Source organism: Nocardia fusca NBRC 14340 (assembly GCF_001618425.1).
Taxonomy (GTDB): Bacteria; Actinomycetota; Actinomycetes; order Mycobacteriales; family Mycobacteriaceae; genus Nocardia; species Nocardia fusca.
Genome location: NZ_BDCU01000048.1, coordinates 36511 through 54060 on the forward strand (window position 1 = coordinate 36511; position 17550 = coordinate 54060).

Sequence of the window (17550 nt, forward strand, 5' to 3'; positions counted from 1 at the left end):
GCGATTCGCTCCGGGCCGTTGCCGATCCGTTCAGTTCTCCGGTGACCGACCCTCGATCAGGTCGGCCAGCTCACCCGGGTCCTCCAGCACCACCATCGCGGCCGCCGTGTCACCGTCGTGGGTGAGCGACAGGTGCACCCGCACCCGCGGCAGGAATTCCGCGGCCAGGCCGTGCAGTTTGATGCTCGGCCGGCCCCAGGCGTCGTTGACGACCTCGATCAACGGGTACGGGTTGTCCCCGATCTGCGGGCGGCGGGCGAAGCGCGACGATGCCCAGGCCTTGAGCACCGCCTCCTTCGCCGCCCACCGCGCCGCGTAACTACGGGCCGGATCGGTGGCCTTGCTCTGGCAGTAGCGCCGCTCACCGGCGGTGAAACTCTCCCTGAGCATGGTCGTTCCGGCACGGTCCAACTGTTCGGCGAACTCGGAGATGGTCACCAGGTCCAAGCCGATTCCGAGGATGGTCACAGTGGCGCAGCCTACGGTGTACCGGCGACGTCGGCACCGGAACCGCCACCGACGAACCGTCCGGTCTCGCAACCGGCTCCATCGACCTGGTAGACCCCGCCGGTACCGAGCCGCGCGTCCTCGGACAGCAGCACCTCGGCCTCGAGACCGCGGATCTTCGCCGCCGGGGTGCCGTCACCGCCGAGACGCCGGTCGGCCGGACGCTCGTAGAGCGCCGCCCCACCGCACATCGCCTCGACGATCCGCTGCCGGCCCGCCAGTAGGCGTTCCTGCGCCCGGCGCTGGTACTCCGCCCGCCGGGCCGGTTCGATCGCCTGGACGAACGCCTCCGGGTGTACGACCGCCAGCAGACCGGACACATGCCCGAAGCCGAGCGAGGTCACCAGACCCGCCTTGAGCGGGAACCGGTCACCGAAGCGCAGTGCCTCGCGCACCCAGACCAGATGCGGGTATTCCGCCATCTTGTCGTCGACGCAGTCCAGGCTCCGGTTCGGCGGCACCACACCGTTTTCCAGCACCTGGCACAGGCCGATCAGCTGGAACGCGGCCGCGCCACCCTTGGCGTGCCCGGTGAGGCTCTTCTGCGAGACCACGAACAACGGCGCCCCGTCGGACCGGCCGATGGCCGCCGCCAGCCGCTCGTGCAGTTCGGACTCGTTGGGATCGTTGGCCGCGGTGGAGGTGTCGTGCTTGGAGACCACCGCGATATCGTCCGGGCCGACACCGAGTTTGCGCAGTTCGGCGGCGAACCGGGATTCCCGGCCGCCCCGGCCCGCACCGAGGGCGCCCAGGCCGGGCGCCGGGATCGAGGTGTGCACACCGTCGGCGTAGGACTGGGCGTAGGCGACCACACCGAGGACCGGCAGGCCCAGTTCCAGCGCCACGTCACCGCGGGCCAGCAGCACGGTACCGCCACCCTGCGATTCCACGAACCCGCCGCGACGCCGGTCGTTGGCCCGGGAGAAGTAGCGGTCGCTGATGCCCTTGGCGCTCATGGCCGCCGAATCCGCGGTGGCCGACATATCGCCGAAGCCGACGATGCCCTCGATACCCAGATCGTCGAAGCCACCGGCCACGACCACCTCGGCCTTACCGAGCTTGATCTTGTCGACACCCTCCTCCACCGACACCGCGGCGGTGGCGCAGGCGGCGACCGGATGCACCATGGCGCCGTAGCTGCCGACGTAGGACTGCACGACATGCGCCAGGGCCACGTTGGGCAGCGCCTCCTGCAGGATGTCGTTGGGCCGCGGTTCGCCGAGCAGGTTGTCGACGTAGAGCGAACGCATCGACGACATACCGCCCATACCGGTGCCCTGGGTGTTGGCCACCAGGCTCGGGTGGACCCAGCTCATCAACTCCGACGGGCTGAACCCGGAACCGACGAACGCGTCGACGGTGCAGGCGATGTTCCACAGCGCCACCCGGTCGATCGAGGACGCCATATCCGCGGAGATACCCCAGACGGTGGGGTCCCAGCCGGTCGGGATCTGGCCGCCCACGGTCCGCGACAGGTTCGCCCGGCGCGGCACCCGGATCTCGGTGCCGGCCTTGCGGGTCACGGTCCAGTCGCCGGAATCGGCGACCGGGGTGATGACCGTGTGCTCGGGAGCGGCCGCGTAGAAGGCACGCGCCTCGGCTTCGCCGCCGACCGTGAACGACAGATCCTGGTCCAGGAACACCGAGGTCATCAGCGGGCTGCTGTTGTCGACCATGGCACCGTCGTCGGCATAGCGGCGGATACCGCATCGCTGCACCACCGCGTCGTGATACCGCTCGGCCAGTTCGTGTTCCGGCACGTAGTCCCCGGATTCGGTGTCGTACCAGCCCGGTTTGGGATCGTTCTCCCAGGTCACCATGCCGGTGGTCCAGGCCAGTTCCAGCACACCGCCGGCCGACAGCTCGTCGGAGACCTCCATCTCGAACCGGGTCCGCGCCGAACCGTACGGGCCGAGCTCACCGGCGCCGACGATGACGACCATATCGGTGAGATCGGCGGTCACCGCACCCCATTCGGGGACGGGCAGCGCGGAGGTCAGCGCCGGCGGTGCGGGCAACGCGGAGATCCGCGGCGCGTCCGAGGCCTGCTCCTCGTCGGCCTCCTCGGCGTCCGCGGCTTCCTGCGCCTGCTTGGCCAGCGCCGCCAGGTCCAGATCGGCATCGGCCAGTCCACCGGTCAGGTCGATCTGCTGCGGATCGGCCGCGGCGGCCGCGCGGGCCTGCTCGGTCGCCCACTTCAGCAGTTCGTCGGCGATCTCGTCGGTCGACCAGGTCTGCACCCCGGCCTGTTCGACGGCGTCCACCATCGGGTCGTTGTGGCCCATGAGTCCGGTGCCCCGGACCCAGCCGATCAGCGCGTGCACCAGGGTGACCCGGGCCGCCCACGTCTTCTCGGCCCGCCACCTGGCGACCACGGCGTCGAGCGCGGCCTTGGCCTCGCCGTAGGCGCCGTCACCACCGAAGAGGCCGCGGTTGGGCGAACCCGGCAGCACCACATGCAGTTTCGCGTCGACATCGTGGTCGGCGCCCAGCGTGGACAGCCCGCCGATGAGCCGCTCGACCGACCACAGCAGCACCCGCATCTCCATTTCGGCGCGGGCACCCGCGTCCGAGAGGTAGCCGGAGACCCGCGGCGCCGCGAACGGCAGCAACAGGGTGGGGGTCAGCGCGTCCTTGGTCTTGATCTTGGCGCCACCGGCATTGTCGACCTGCTCGGTACCGACCCACTCGATGAGGGCGTCGATATCGGTGTAGGAGGCCATATTCGCCGGGACCACCCACAGCGCCGCACCGTGGCGGGCGTTGGCGCGGTAGAGGTCACGGTAGAAGCCGAGCCGGTTGCCGTCCAGACGCGAGGTGGTGACCACCACGGTCGCCCCGCCACCGAGCAGCCGCCCGGCGAGCGCGGCGGCGATGGAGCCCTTGCTCGCGCCGGTGACCACCGCGACCTCGTCGGACCACACGCCGGCTTCGGTGGTGTTGCGCGCCGCCTCGGCGATCCGCTCGTAGTGACCGGCCAGCACCGAACGCGCCTCGCCTACGGCCCGCTGTCGCCACCAATCGGCCTGCGCGGCAACCGCTTCACCGGCACCGGTGAACCCGGCGACCGGCAGCTGCGCGGTCACGGAGTCCTCGCCCAGCCACAGCCGGGCCAGATCCTCACGCGCGGTGGCCCACCGGTCGTCGATGAGCACCGCCTTGCGGGCGTCGAACGCCGGGGCGACCAGCCGCGGCCAGTCCGAACCCAGTTCCGCCGACACCAGATCGACGAGTCCGTCGTCGGTGGCCTCCGCCGCGGAGGTCTGCTCACTCAGCCCGAGCTGCTCGAGCACCAGCCGGGCCGCCGAGGCCAGCACACCGTCCTTGCCGGTGATCTGCTCGGTGAACTCGCCCAGGGCCGCCGCATCCACGGTGCCGCCGCCGGAGCCGCCGGCCGCGGGCAGCGCGACGGCCACACCGCGCCGCGCCGCCACCGCCTGGACGGCGGCATCGATCGCGGCGTCCACGGACGCGCCGTCGGAGAGCGCCCCGGAGACCAGGCCGCCCAGGTCACCGCCGCGCACGCTGGTGCCCTCGCGGGTACCGAGGGAGACCTCGGCGGTGATGTGGCTGACCCAGCCCTCACCCAGTTCCCAGACCTTCTTCACGCGTTCGGCGATCGCGGCCGGCCGCTTACCGGACGGCCCGAACACCTTGCGCAGATGATCGTTGATCGCGTCGCCGAGCACCGAGCCGAACGGCTTGTAGGTGCGGGCGAGGCGTTCCACAGTCGCCGACAGCGCGCCCATATCGGCATCGGCGGCACCGTCGATCGCGCCCAGCGACAGTTCCGACCCGAGGTCGACCAGCAGCTGGTTACGGCGCGAGGACACCCCGTCGCAGAGGCCCTCGATCGTATCGACCGGGCCGATCTGGTCGATCCGGAGCTTGGTCCACAGCGCGATCAGCACGCGGGTGGCGTCGGCGGCGGTGAAAGCGATGTCGTCGGGCCGCGGACCGCCGGTCGCGGCCGGAGCCGCGGGGGCGGCAGGAGCGGCGGCCGGAGCGGCGGCCGGAGCGGCCGCGGCGGCGGGCGCCGCGGCGGCCTCCTCCACGGGCTCGTCCACCGGAGCCGGGTCGGTATCGGTGGAGTACACCACCGCCGCCTCGCGCTCGATATTGAGCACCTCCACCGTGGTGGTGGCGAAATCGGGCAGCTTCAGGGTCTGGCTCGCCAGGTTCGCCACGGTCGGGGTGGCGCCCAGGCCGACCTCCACGAAGCGTTCCACGCCCAGCTGACCGAACAGCAGGTCCTGGGTCTCGATCCAGCGCACCGGGCTGGCGAACTGCCAGGCCAGCAGTTCGATGAGCACCACGCGGCACAGTTCGCTCGGGCGCTGCGACCAGGAGTCGAAATCGGCGAGGACGGCGGCGAGCGGCTCCGAGGGCACCAGGTCGGCGATCTCGGCGACGAATTCCCGCTCCAACGAGAACGGCTTCGGCACGAGGTTCGGGATATAACGCCCGACCAGCACCTCCGGCTGCAGTTCCTCGGGCAGCAGCTGCTCGAGCTTGCCCCGGAATTCCGGCACACCCTTGCGCAGCACCGTGGAATGGAACGGCACATCGATACCGGGCACCAGGATGAAGGCGCGCTTACCGCCGAATTCCGCCCGGCGGCGCTCGATCTCGGCCTCCAGGGCGTCGAGACCGGCCACGGTACCCGCGATGGCGTACTGCGAACCGCGCAGGTTCAGGTTCACCACTTCGAGGAATTCCCCGACCTGCTCGCCGACACCGGAGACGAAGCCGATCACCTCGTCGTCGGGCAGTCCGATCTGCGAGGGACGGATGGCGGCCATCCGGTAATCGCTGCGCCCCTGCGCATCCCGCGGCACCAGCTCGTGCATGGCCGAACCACGCTGGAACACCACCTCGAGGACGGCCTCGAGCGGCAGCACACCGGCCACGGCGGCCAGGGCGTTGTACTCACCGACCGAATGCCCGGCCAGCAGCGCGCCCTCCACGAACGCACCGGCCTCGCGGAGTTCCGCGACCTGGGCGACACCGAGGGTCGCCATGGCGACCTGGGTGAACTGGGTCAGGTGCAGGACACCGTCCGGGTGCCGGTGCTCGACTCCGCGCGCCTTCAGATAGGTCGGGTTGTCCCGCACCACGGCCAGGATCGAGAAGCCCAGCGCCTCCCGGGTGTGCTTGTCGGCCCGGTCCCAGATGGCCTTGGCGGCCTTGGACCGCGACCGCGCGTCCAGGCCCATTCCCTTGCGCTGGATGCCCTGGCCCGGGAACGCGTAGACGGTCTTCGGCGCGGCGGTGCGTCCGGTCGCGGTCATCACCAGATCGCCGGCGGCGCGGCAGGAGACCTCGACGATCTCGTCGCCGCCGTCGACCGCGATCCGTTCCACCCGCACATCGATATCGGCGCCCGGCCGGACCATGCCCAGGAACCGGGTGGTCCACGCGGTCAGCGTGCGCGCCGGCACCGATGCCTGCGGGTCCACCGCCGATACCGCGTGCTGCGCGGCGGCCGACAGCCACATACCGTGCACGATCGGGCTGCCCAGGCCGGCGAGTTTCGCGGCGGCATCGCTGGTGTGGATGGGGTTGTGGTCACCGGAGACCGCGGCGAAGGCGGCCATGCTCCGCGGCGCCACCATGGTGACGTCCCGGCGCCGGCGGCGCGGGGTCTCGGTGGCGTCGGCGCTCACGGTGCCCGCGGCCCGCGGCGGATCGGTCAGTTCGCCCGCACCGGTGCGGCCGCGGATGGCGAAACGTTCGGTCAGACGGGCCAGCGGTACCACGTCCAGGCCCTGATCCCGCATCTCACCGACGGTGACCTCCACCTCGACCACCCGGCCGAGATCGGTGTCGACGACCGTCCCGGATTCGGCCCGCACCACGAGGATGCTGGTCTCGCCGGGAAGCTCGCGCAGCAGCTCGATCCGGTGGTCGAGATGCACCAGATCCAGCATGCCCTCGATCACGCTGGTACCGGCCGCGGTCCGCGCCGCGCCCAGCACCCCGAACACGGCCGGCCAGCAGGCACCCACCAGCACATCGGGCACCGTGCGGCCCAGCGTGCTCAGCTCCGCCGGCAGCCCGGCGCCGGTGACGCCGGCGTGATCGGCGACCAGATCCGGCGACCAGGCCAGATTCAGGTGCGCGACATTGCCCTTGACCTCCGGCAGTGCCTGTCCGGCGGCCACTCCGAGCAGCGCGGACATGGCCGCGTCGGCATCGGCTTCGGTCACCACCGGCGCGCCGCCGTTGTACACGGTCACCGGCACCGTGATGCGGATGCGCACCACATGTCCGGCGGACAGCGGGACGGTCAGCTCCACGTAGTTGTGTTCGGCCTCGGGGCCCTCGGTCTCGACCAGGGTGGCTCCGGTCGGCGGGTGCACCGCGCCTTTCTCGTCCACGGTCCACTCGTGCAGGTCGCCGAGCCGGTGCACCGGGTTGACGGTGGCCCGGCCGGACCAGTTCACGTCCGGCGCGGCCAGCACCACATCGATCGGTCCGCTGGTCACCGCGGCGACCCGGCGGGCGTCGACCGCGGTCGGCGCCAGGCCGTCGCGCACCAGCTTGTAGGCGGTATCCTGCTCGAACCGGTCCAGCAGTTCACCCACGGGTTCGTCGACCCGGGTGATCCCGGCGACCGCGACGGTGCCGGGGATCACGCAGACCTGATCGGCGGAGTACCGCGGATCATGGGCCTGCCACAGCGAATCCGAGCGCCACCAGCGCCGCACGTCCTGATCGACCACCGGGACGAAGTTGACCGGTTTACCCGGCGTCTTGCAGAGGGTGATGAAGAACGGCACATCCGCCGGATGCAGCAGGCTCTGCGCTGCGGTCGGGTAGTGCTCGCGCAGCGTGGCGAGCGCGGCGGCGGGGTCTTCCAGGTCCTCGTCGCGGAACAGGGAGTCGATCTCCCCGCGGTCGGCCGGGGCGAGCCGGGCCTCGGCGCGGCGCAACATTTCGGCGAACCGGTCGCGCCAGCTGATGTCCAGCCACACCGATCGGGTCGCCGCGGTGATCGCGTCACCGAGATCGGTGCCGCAGTCGAAGTCCTGGCGGCGCTCCTGCCCGATCGCCAGGTCCACGTAGCGTTCGAGCCAGGCGAGGTAGGTCATGGCCGCGATATCGCCGAAGTAGGGCTTGGCGGTCGCGTTCAGCGCCTCGATGATCTCGGTGCGGCGCTGCGCCACCGCCTCGGCGTCCCCGGCCACCTCGTCGAGCAGGCGACCGGTGCGCGAGGCGGCATTGTCGATCTCGTGGATATCGGCGCCGAGCTGGCTGCGGCCCGAGGCCATCCCGCCGCTCGCGGTGCCCGCGCCCACCCAATCCGGGGTGCCGGGGGTATCGACCAGCAGCTGTTTCACCTCGGGCGCGGTGGTGGCCTCCAGCGTCGCCATCGCCGCGGTACCCACCAGCACACCGTCCAGCGGCATGGCCGGGTAGCCGTGCGGCGCCGACCAGGCGCCGGTCAGGTATTCGGTGGCCCGCTCCGGGGTCCCGATGCCACCGCCGACACAAACCACGACGTTTCCGTGGGCACGCAGTTCGGCATAGGTTTCGAGGAGGAGATCGTCCAGGTCCTCCCAGGAGTGGTGCCCACCGGCCTTACCGCCCTCGATGTGCATGATCACCGGGTAGTCCGGCACGGCATCGGCGATCCGGAGCACCGCGCGGATCTGCGCAACCGTGCCAGGTTTGAAGGCGACGTGACTGATCCCCGCCTCGGTCAGTTCCTCGATCAGCGCGACGGCTTCCTCGAGCTCCGGGATACCGGCGGTCACAATCACACCGTCGAACGGAGCACCCGCCGCGCGGGACCGCTGAACCAGCCGTTTACCGCCCAGTTGCAGCTTCCACAGGTACGGATCCAGAAACAGCGAGTTGAACTGCACCTGCCGTCCCGGGTGCAGCAGTTCCTGCAGCTCCGCCACCCGGTCGGCGAAGATCTGCTCGGTCACCTGGCCGCCGCCGGCCAGTTCCGCCCAGTGCCCGGCGTTGGCCGCGGCCGCGACGATCTTCGCGTCCACCGTGGTCGGGGTCATACCCGCCAGCAGGATGGGCGAACGCCCGGTGAGCTTGGTGAACGCGGTCTCCACCACGATGCGCCCGTTCGGCAGTCGCACCGGGCGCGGCGCGAACGCGGTCCACGGCTGCGCGACCTCCGGCGTGGCACCCGGGGTCAGCAGGTTGCGCTGACCGGCCCGGGTGGCCGCGGCGATCATGCCGACACCGCTGCCCTTCAGCGAACCACCGCTGACACGGGAGAGCAGGTCGCCGGGGCCGAGGTCCAGAATCCATTCGGCGCCGGTGCCGACCACTTCGTCCACGGTCGCGACCCAGTCGACCGGCTCGACCAGGATGTCGCGGGCCAGCTCGCCGGCGAGTTCGGTATCGAGTCCGCACTGCCCGGCCCAGCCGGCGACCAGTTCGACGGTGTCGGCGAGGGCCGGATGGTGGAATGCGACGTCGACGTCGAGGTCCTCGAAGACCGGCGCGAAGACCGCACCGCCACGCTGTTTGGCCGACCGCTCACGGTCCTGTTCGGCGTGCAGTTGCGCGCAGCGCTGCTGCACCCGGCGCAGCTCATCGGGAGTACCGGACAGCACCACGCGGCGCCGGCCGTTGCGGATCGACAGCACCGCGGCCGCCATCGGGTCCACACCCGCGGAGACCTCGGCGAGCACTGCCCGCAGTTCGTCGGGGTCGACATTGGAGACGGCGACCATCGAGGACCGCTCCCCCACCGGCATCAGGCCGCGCCGCCGCGCGACCAGTCCGGCCGCCGCGCCGACCAGCTGGGCGATGGCGAGGATCTCCGCGTCCTGCTCCCCGGCGGCCCGCACCGCGGCGGCCGCCAGCAGGCCCTGCGAGTGGCCGACCACCGCGACCGGTGTGATCTCGGCCGGGTCCAGTCCCTGCAGCCGCAGTGCCCGCAGCGCGGCGAGCTGGGTCAGCAGTACACCCGGCATCGATACCGCGGCCGAACGCAGCACCCGCTCCGGCGGCGCGTCCGAGGTGTCGGTGTCATCGTCGGCGAGGTCGTCCTCCAGCATCCAGGCGACGGGGTCGAATCCCACCGGACGCACCACCAGCAACTGGTCCGCGACCGGACCCAGCAGCGCGGCCGCCTCGTTGACCAGTGCGGTGAGTTCGGGTTCCAGGGCGGCGTCACGGCCGATCTCGGCCAGTTCGCCCAGCCAGCTGGCGCCCTGCCCACCGAAGGCGAGCGCGTACGGGGTTCCTTCACGCAACCGGTCCAGCAACGGCGTGCGATTCGTCTCGGTCACGGTCCTGCCTGCGGCGGCGTCCACCCGGTGTCCGGCCCCGGACGCAGTGCTCTCGTTGATCGTCAAGACGCTTCGACTTTCTCTCGTGGCGACATGTCTTCGGAGACTTCCCCGGCTCCCAGTCCGCACGCGGGCGGTCCACGCCCATCGGCCTGCTCTCAGCGAGAATGGCACAAAATCATGAGGGAATCCTCACGTTTACCTGCCCGTGCGTCGGCTACCGAGGAGTATTCGTGCACCCATGTACCAGAATCGACGCAAACATGAACCTCCCTCATGTTTGAACCCGCTGGTGAGGGCCGGTCCTTACCCCCGCGAAACGTGAGCACTCCTCATATTGCCGGTTACCGAATCGTTATAATCCCTGGTGGGGTTACCGGCGAGTACAAAACACCCACCCACGTCTTCGCGATCCGCCGACGGACCGGTAGAGTTTGGACGGTCGTACCACCAAGCGCGAGTGGCGAAATTGGCAGACGCGCCAGATTTAGGTTCTGGTGTCCACGGACGTGGGGGTTCAAGTCCCCCCTCGCGCACAGATTCACGTCAGATTTGCCGCATTTGCGTGCCGTGTGTTCGAGCGCACTCGAACACACGGAGGTGACCTGGGAAATGCACACCCACCTGCAAGAACTCCTGGCAGATCTGCCAGGATCGACCATCCCCAACCCTGCCGGGCCCTGCACGGGGCACGATTGGGGTCGACGGTGATCCCCCCACTGATTCCCCCGCAGGCGCCACTGGAACAGCTGATTCGCGGCCCACTACCGAAGGCGCCGGGACCAGCCCGATCCCCAACGACGTCCTGTACGGCATATCAACGCTCGGCGAGGCCGGCAGAGTCCTGGACCGATACGTGATGACCGCACTCGACTGGCTGCCGGGAACACGCCTGGAGATACAGCCACTGGATGACCTCCTGGTCGTAGGCAAGGCCGCCGACGGGCCGGTCCAAGTCACCGCTGACCGCTATTTCCGCATCCCGTTCCGGCAACGACGCCGAGTCGGCCTCCTCATCGGCCAGCGTGTCCCGCCGGCCGGACGCCGCAGTCGCGAACAACTCCTGATTCATCCGCCATCCACGACGGGCAGGGTCCTGGCCGCCCAACTTGCCCTGCTGGACCGGTGACCCATGGTTGTTCCGAATACGGTTGCCGCTACGAGCGACACAATTGCCGCCGCGCGCCTGCTGCTCACTCAGATGGGCCTTTCACCTGCAGACCTAGTGACTCCCGCCATATCCGTGCCGACGTTCGCCGAGATGGGTGATCCCCATCAGGCCAATCATCGAACATACATTCGGAGCATAGACCGTCCAGCCCGCCTCCTGACAGCCTGCGTTCCGCCACGCCGGCCGGGCCGGCCAGCTGAATTTTGGGCCGGTCGCGCCGGATGCCGCTTTGGCGAAATGTTCGGTATCCGATTGATTTATGGACACGGCATGCGTGGGTCGACAGTTGAATACGTGACCTCATCAGTCCTACGCCCTGGTTGCTACCGGAACCCGGGGGTTGCCGTTGTTCTGGTCCGATGTCCACCCCGACGGCCGGTTCCGGCTCGACCCGAGCACCCGCCCGGATCTCACCCGGGATCGGGCTGCGAGCCGAGGGAACCCTGGTTCTATTTTCCCGTTGCCTCGCAGCAGTTCCAATAGCGCCCGGTGCGCGTTGATATGCCGACGACGCCCCGGATCTCGCGGCGCTCATCCGGGGCGCGGCCGGTGAACTGCTGCGTATGGTCACCGTCTCCGAGGCACCGAGTTATGCCGGGCCGATGGCGCTGTACGCGGCCGATCCCGGTGGCGAGGACGATGCCGAGCGGGTCGCCGCCCAGCTGTCGGGCTGGCGCGCCGCCGGTGCGCGGATCACCTCGCGCCGATTGCCCTACTCCCATTTCGGGATCGTTTCCGAGGACGGCTGGTCGGAGGTCGCCGCGCTGCTGGATACCGAAGCGGCGCTGCGGACCTGACCGTACGTCCCGGTCCCCGAGGCTTCGTCGTCGCGCCGCGGTGGGATTGAGGAGCACTGCATCGGTCTCCGACGGCGGTGCCGCTTCCTCTGATGTTGTGGCGTATTTCCGGCTATCGAATCATCTTATTTATGACTGCCGATATTTGAATCGGCGCGCCCCAACGCTCTCAGTAGCAAATATTTGGCATCATTCATTCATGGTCATTCCCAGTGTGTTGCCGGAGCCTCCGAGCGAGGGAACTCTGTTCGAGACCGGGTGGCCGGTCCGTGTTGCCGACACTGCTCCTGACCAGCGCCTGCGGCTCGATGGTGTCGCCCGCTACCTGCAGGACATCGGGTTCGAGCATCTTGCTGCCGTCGAGGACGGCGAAGCCCATCTCGGGTGGGTGGTTCGCCGGACGGTGATCGACGTGCTCAAACCCATCGAAATCGGTGAACAGCTCACCCTGCGCCGCTGGTGTTCGGCCTTGTCCAACCGCTGGTGCAACATGCGCGTCCAGGTGTGTGGAAGCCGAGGCGGATTGATAGAGACCGAGGCCTTCCTGATCCATTTCGGTACCGAATCCGGCGTTCCGGCCCGAATGAGCGAACGTTTCATGGCCCCGATGCTGGCCATGACGACCGAGCACCGTCTGCGCTGGAAGGCCGCGCTCACCGACCCGATGCCGCCCGCTGACGAGCCCGGCGTCCAGAGTCGTCCGTTCCCTCTCCGGGTCGCTGACATAGACCTGCTCCACCATGTGAACAATGCGGTGTATCTGAGTGCTGTCGAGGAGGTTCTCGCCGGTCACGCCGAATTGCAATCCGGCTCGTACCGTACTGTCATCGAGTACACGAAGCCGGTGCGCTCCGGTGACGACCTCTGGCTCGTCTCCCGCCGGACGGGCTTGTCGCTCGATCTCTGGTTCGCCGTCGGTACGGAGTCCCGCGTGGTCGCCCGCGTCACCCCGCGCTAGCTACTTGCCCCTGAAAGTCGCCGCGTGTCGGTTCCGTGTGGGGCGGTGCGGTGGAGAGGGATGACCTTGACTCCCTTGGCTTGGAAGGGATCAGGGCGTGTCGGGGTCCCGACAGTAATCGCGCGGAAAACAACGAAGTTGCCTGGACCAGCGGTGATGACGGGCTGTCGGTGTCCGATGCGACGATATCGGTCGGTGGCCGGTTCCCTACCCGAGACAGCGACCGGTGTGGAGGGAGTCGGGGGTTGAGGAGCATCCGGGAGAAAAGTCACGCTAAGCAGACAGGCTGAATCCTTTTGTTGGCTGGTGATCTCGGGTGTCATCGTGAGGTGTTCCTTTCTTTCGGGTTCCACGGCGCCCGGTCTGTGCCGGCGGTTCTCTGGCTCGAAGGCACCGCCGCCGCCAAAGCCCGCGGCGCCTACACCGGCCGTGCACCTACCCTGAGCACGGAACAGATCGCCCAGCTGTGCGAGCGGGCCGCGGCCGGGGAATCGAAATCGGTGCTGGCCGCCGAATTCGGCGTCACCCGCCAGACCATCTACAACTACCTGCGCGCTCCCGCGGCGCGGTGACCTCTCGCTGGAACGTGGCCCTGCGGTGGCACCGTTGATCCACCTTCCGAGGCGCTTCCGAGACCGGTCGACGAGTTGCCGGTAGAAGCCGTTATCCAGTGGTTTCAGCTCTCCCAGAAAACTTTTCCGAAGCGCGGGAACCGATCCCGTCGAGGTGCCGTCAAAGCCAGTAACAAAGCAGGAGTCGAGGCGTAGACGCTCGAGGACTGGGGGTTCGCCGGGTCGGCGAAACGGCGGCGCACGGCCGCTACCACGGGAGGCTCAGATGTTGATGGATGTTGCGGCGGTGCAGGGCATCGCCGGAGACCTGCACGGTTCCGCGGGAACAGTCAACGACGCCGCTCTGCGTATTGCGGACGCGGTGCGCGGATTCGAGACAACCGCCGCGGGCCGCACCTATCAGTCGGCCGGCGAACGCCTGACCACCGGGTTGGAAGGGCTGCGTCGTGTCTTGTTCTGCTGGGCCAATTGCGTTCACGACTGCGGGTCGGCCCTGCAGGCCAGTGCGGGCAGCTGCACCGGAGTCGATCAGTCGACCGCGGTCAACCTCGGTGCGGTGGCGGGGGCGTTCGAATGAGAACCACAGTCCCCGACAGCGTCGATGCCATCCTGGACACCGGTGCCGTGGGTCTGCAGTACTTCGAGGTCTTCCTTCCGCGCTATCGCGAATGGACCGGTCACGACCCCGCAGGTGGTGACCACTTCGCCTTGGCCGCGCAGTACGACCAGCAGCGCGGCACAGACCTGGAATCCCTGCGTGGCATCGCTACGATCCTGGCCGAAGAACTGGAAGGCCGGCTCGGTGACCAGGCCGCCACCCAGTCCGCACGATTCGGGGACCTGCCCAACCACTGGAGCGGCTCCCCTGCCGCTGACAACGCCCGCCAGTTCCTCGCCGACGCCGGACTCAGGATCGGCACCAACGTCGACACCCTGCATGCGGTGAACACTGCCGCCGGCACCGCGGTCACCCAGATCGAAAACGCGGTACGCCACAAAGCCGACACGGCGAAGACCGAGTTCAACGCCGAGACCGCAGCAGGCAAGACCCCGCAGCAAGTCGACTGGATCATCGACATCGCTCGCGGCCAGGGCGATACCAGCGACACAGTGCAGGACCGGCTGCGTACCGAGCTCCCCGGCTACCACATGGAGGGCGCGGATCCGGAAGCGACGTGCCGCAGCTGGCTTGACGAGGTCTTCGTCAGCGAGATCGACGCCAAGACCGCCCGGTTCACGACCTTGTGCTCCGATACCCACACCACAGTGACCAGCGCCTACGACCAGCTGCTCACCGCGATCGAAGCCATCGAGCCCACCGCGTTCGTGTCACCTGGCGGTGCACCGTCGGCCGACACGGCTCTCACCGCCGGCCAGCCCGCCTACGTGACCGCGGCAGGTTTGCCCCAAGCGGTCACCGCCGACGACAACGAAGACCCGGCTGCCGGACAGAATCCCGCCCGGACATCCTCGGAAAACACCGAAGATCCGGGTACACCGTCCAGCCTCGCTCTCACCACCACCCCGGCGGCGGCCGAGATCAGTGACACCGCGGGCCTCGGCGCCGCTACGAATACCGGCGTCCCCGCCGTGACCGAGGACCCGACGAACACCGACTCTCCCCGGACTGCTGGAGACGAGGACGGCGTGGGCCTGGCAGGCTCGGAGATCGGAGACGACTCGTATCCGGGCCTGGATGGCGCGGACCTGGGCTTGGATGACTCGGCGGCCACTCCACCAGCGGCGACCGGCACTCCGGGCGTGTGGACACCCGCCGATATCACCGGCATGGTGACCGCGATCGGCACCATCACCGGCTCGATCCCCGACATGATCACCGCGGTAGGCAGTCTCGCCGGCAACCTCGACGAGATCATCACCGCGACCGGCGAAGCGACCGCGGCCATCATCGATGCTGCCGACAACCAGCCCAGCGCTCCTGACCTCGGCACCGACGACACCGACCTGCTCGAAGAGGAAAACGACACCACTCCGGACTCGCCGGCCCCCGACACCGGCGACGACCCCTCCGACAGCGTGGACACCGGCAAGGATGACGACGATACGACGCTGGAGGAATACCTGAACTCCCAGGCCAGCAACTCCATCGGCCCCGAAAACGCTTCCGAGGAATCAACGGACACCGACACCACGGCCACCGTTGCCCCGAACACCGGCACACCGGTCCCGGATCCGACACACCCCACCGTGGCGGCCACCCCCACCGCCACGGATACCACCTCCTATGGAAGCCTGCGGGGGCTTATCACCACCCCGGCCACCCGGCCCGCGAAAGATGACCACCCCCCGCAGCCGACTCCGGCCGCAGCGCACAGCACGGGAAACCATCCTTAAGCCCCCGCCCTCCACCTCGAATCCGGAAAACGACGGACCTGAAAAATCGTAGGTTCGTCGCGCCTTGAACCTCCCACCGGTCCGCCACAGTGGATCAGCGATCTGATTACTCATGCGACCGGACACTCCGAAAAGAAAGGTCGATATCCGCAAGAAAATGAGAAAGCGGGCGAAGAGCGCCAACTCCTCACCCGCCGGGGAAGCTGTGTCACCAGCTTCTTTATGCAGTTCACAACCAAAGGGAAAAGGAAAACCATGAAGGCAATCCATAAGCCGATCGCTGCAGTATGCATTGTACTGGCCGCAGCCGCCGGTGCAGCCGCGAGCACAGGAGTCGCCGTCGCGGCCCCACAAGCTGCCACCCAGTTCCAGGCAGCGAACCGGCCTATGCACACCAACGTCCCCGCTGCCCTGCTCAGTGCCGCCGTCGTCTCCTGCGCGCAGGGAGCACTGGCCAGCGTCGGCGTCGATGTCCTGCGGGACATCGCCAACGGCGGCGACCAACCCGACTACGTCGTCAACGCCGTCGTCGGCTGCTTCGGCGGCGCCGGTGTAGGACTGGTCTGGAAAGCACTGCCGGGCCCGCTGAAGAAGCAGGCAATCGCCATGGTCGTCGCAGCGGTCATCAAGTACACCCCGCTCGAGTGAGATAAGATCAAATGAATTGTGCGGGGAGGTTACCCAACCTCCCCGCACAATTATTCAGCAATCGAAAAGAACGGGGGCAGATGTGCGTCCACTGATAATGGCGCTCATATTCGCAATAATCTTCCTTGCCTGCTGCTACGTAGCCGCGAAAGGCTACCGCGGGCTGGCCACGAGCAGATCCGAAGGCTACGGAGAAGACCTCCCCGACCACATGCTCACCGACCCCGACCGCCGCAAGAAGGTCAACAAGATGGTAGCCCTGTGGGCCAGCGCAGCAGCCGTGCTCTGCCTGCCGCCCATCGGCTACCTCACCTACATCCTCGCCGACCCCGAACGGCAACTGCCCACACCAGCTCTCCTCCTCCTGACGGTCTACGGCCTAGCGGTCGCGGTCATGGCCGCCTACCCCCTGGAAAAAATCAAGAGCTACGGCAACCCCGCATAACCCAACCGACCTGCCCCCGCACCCCCTCTCGGTCGCGCAACCCACCGAGATGGGGTGCATGTCATTTTCCAGGGTCCTCCTGCCGGCCCCTGCTGTCGCGGCAACACGATTTCTGAACACCCACCGCATCAGCCGAACTGCGCGTCCGCGATCGGCGGCATCGAGTGGACAGTGAGTGTGGATTCCACGATCGCCCGAGCCCATCAGCACGCTGCCGGGGCCCGCCGTGACCCGGGCCGGCAGGTCGAACCGGCGGGTGGTTTCGACGATGAACCCGCTGATCACGGCCTCGGACGTTCCCGCGGTGGATTCACCAAGAAACTGCATCTGGCCGCTGACCAGCGCAGGCGGCCGTTGGCGCTCGTGGTGACGCCTGGTCAGTGGGCGGACTGCCCGCAGGCGGTGTACCCCGCGGCACCGACTCGTATGGCGGCGTTATTGCCCGGGTCGCAGAGGCATGGGCGTGCGCGTATTGGACCCCTGCACCACGGCCACGATGAGCTTCAACGGCACCGAGCATGGCATCCGGCTGGTCCTTGACGGGTTGATCATCCTCCCCGCGTCGTGGCCGGGCATCGGCTGGCCCGGCCTGACCACCGCCACAGCCACTCCTCAGCAAGCAACCGCGAACACCGGCAAAGGAACCCGGCCACAATGATCGACACAGACCTGAGCATTCTCGAATTTGCCCATCGCTACCGCACCTGCGGGCTCGATCCCACGATCAACAACAGGCGAATCTGGATCCGGGCCGGACGGGTAGGTGCCGTTCGCACCCCACCGGCACTCGTGAACGCGTCCACGCCGAGCTCCGGCGTCGTGGCCTGAACA

Annotated in this window: 12 protein-coding genes and 1 tRNA gene; 11 read left to right on the top strand and 2 right to left on the bottom strand. The window is 68.4% G+C overall.

Annotated elements, in window-relative coordinates:
* Positions 1-30: 30 nt before the first annotated feature.
* Together acpS and NF4_RS28455 are read right to left on the bottom strand one after the other, a co-directional pair.
* Complete coding sequence (acpS, locus tag NF4_RS28450; protein WP_030525523.1) at positions 31-468, bottom strand: holo-ACP synthase AcpS; 438 nt, start codon at positions 466-468, stop codon at positions 31-33.
* Between the two features lie 11 nt (positions 469-479).
* On the bottom strand, positions 480-9839 hold the full coding sequence (locus tag NF4_RS28455; protein WP_063130456.1) for a type I polyketide synthase: 9360 nt from the start codon (positions 9837-9839) through the stop codon (positions 480-482).
* A gap of 388 nt (positions 9840-10227) precedes the next feature.
* Between NF4_RS28455 and NF4_RS28460 the strand changes: the two genes are divergently transcribed.
* The 11 genes from NF4_RS28460 to NF4_RS38165 all read left to right on the top strand — a co-directional run bounded on the left by NF4_RS28460 (position 10228) and on the right by NF4_RS38165 (position 17547).
* Positions 10228-10309: transfer RNA gene (locus NF4_RS28460), tRNA-Leu, on the top strand.
* Positions 10310-10632: 323 nt separating this feature from the next.
* Positions 10633-10902, top strand: a complete 270-nt coding sequence (locus NF4_RS39540; protein ID WP_157120650.1) for a hypothetical protein — start codon at positions 10633-10635, stop codon at positions 10900-10902.
* Between the two features lie 605 nt (positions 10903-11507).
* On the top strand, positions 11508-11741 hold the full coding sequence (locus NF4_RS28470; protein ID WP_063130458.1) for a hypothetical protein: 234 nt from the start codon (positions 11508-11510) through the stop codon (positions 11739-11741).
* Positions 11742-11838: 97 nt separating this feature from the next.
* On the top strand, positions 11839-12699 hold the full coding sequence (locus NF4_RS28475; protein ID WP_439956777.1) for an acyl-[acyl-carrier-protein] thioesterase: 861 nt from the start codon (positions 11839-11841) through the stop codon (positions 12697-12699).
* 329 nt (positions 12700-13028) lie between these two features.
* Entirely contained in the window at positions 13029-13271 is a 243-nt protein-coding gene (locus tag NF4_RS28480) for a helix-turn-helix domain-containing protein (protein WP_232330687.1), read from the top strand.
* A gap of 265 nt (positions 13272-13536) precedes the next feature.
* Entirely contained in the window at positions 13537-13848 is a 312-nt protein-coding gene (locus NF4_RS28485) for a hypothetical protein (RefSeq protein WP_063130461.1), read from the top strand.
* Entirely contained in the window at positions 13845-15626 is a 1782-nt protein-coding gene (locus NF4_RS28490; protein ID WP_063130462.1) for a hypothetical protein, read from the top strand. The genes NF4_RS28485 and NF4_RS28490 overlap by 4 nt, the downstream gene beginning before the upstream one ends.
* Positions 15627-16013: 387 nt before the next feature.
* Positions 16014-16274, top strand: a complete 261-nt coding sequence (locus tag NF4_RS28495) for a hypothetical protein (RefSeq protein ID WP_063130463.1) — start codon at positions 16014-16016, stop codon at positions 16272-16274.
* Positions 16275-16356: 82 nt separating this feature from the next.
* Positions 16357-16719 (top strand): hypothetical protein, encoded by a 363-nt coding sequence (locus NF4_RS28500; RefSeq protein WP_157120652.1) that lies wholly within the window; start codon positions 16357-16359, stop codon positions 16717-16719.
* Between the two features lie 496 nt (positions 16720-17215).
* The gene (locus NF4_RS38160) at positions 17216-17377 is read left to right on the top strand and encodes a hypothetical protein (protein WP_157120653.1); all 162 of its coding nucleotides are present in this window, start codon (positions 17216-17218) and stop codon (positions 17375-17377) included.
* Complete coding sequence (locus NF4_RS38165) at positions 17374-17547, top strand: hypothetical protein (protein WP_157120654.1); 174 nt, start codon at positions 17374-17376, stop codon at positions 17545-17547. Before NF4_RS38160 ends, NF4_RS38165 begins: the two co-directional genes overlap by 4 nt.
* Positions 17548-17550: the final 3 nt, after the last annotated feature.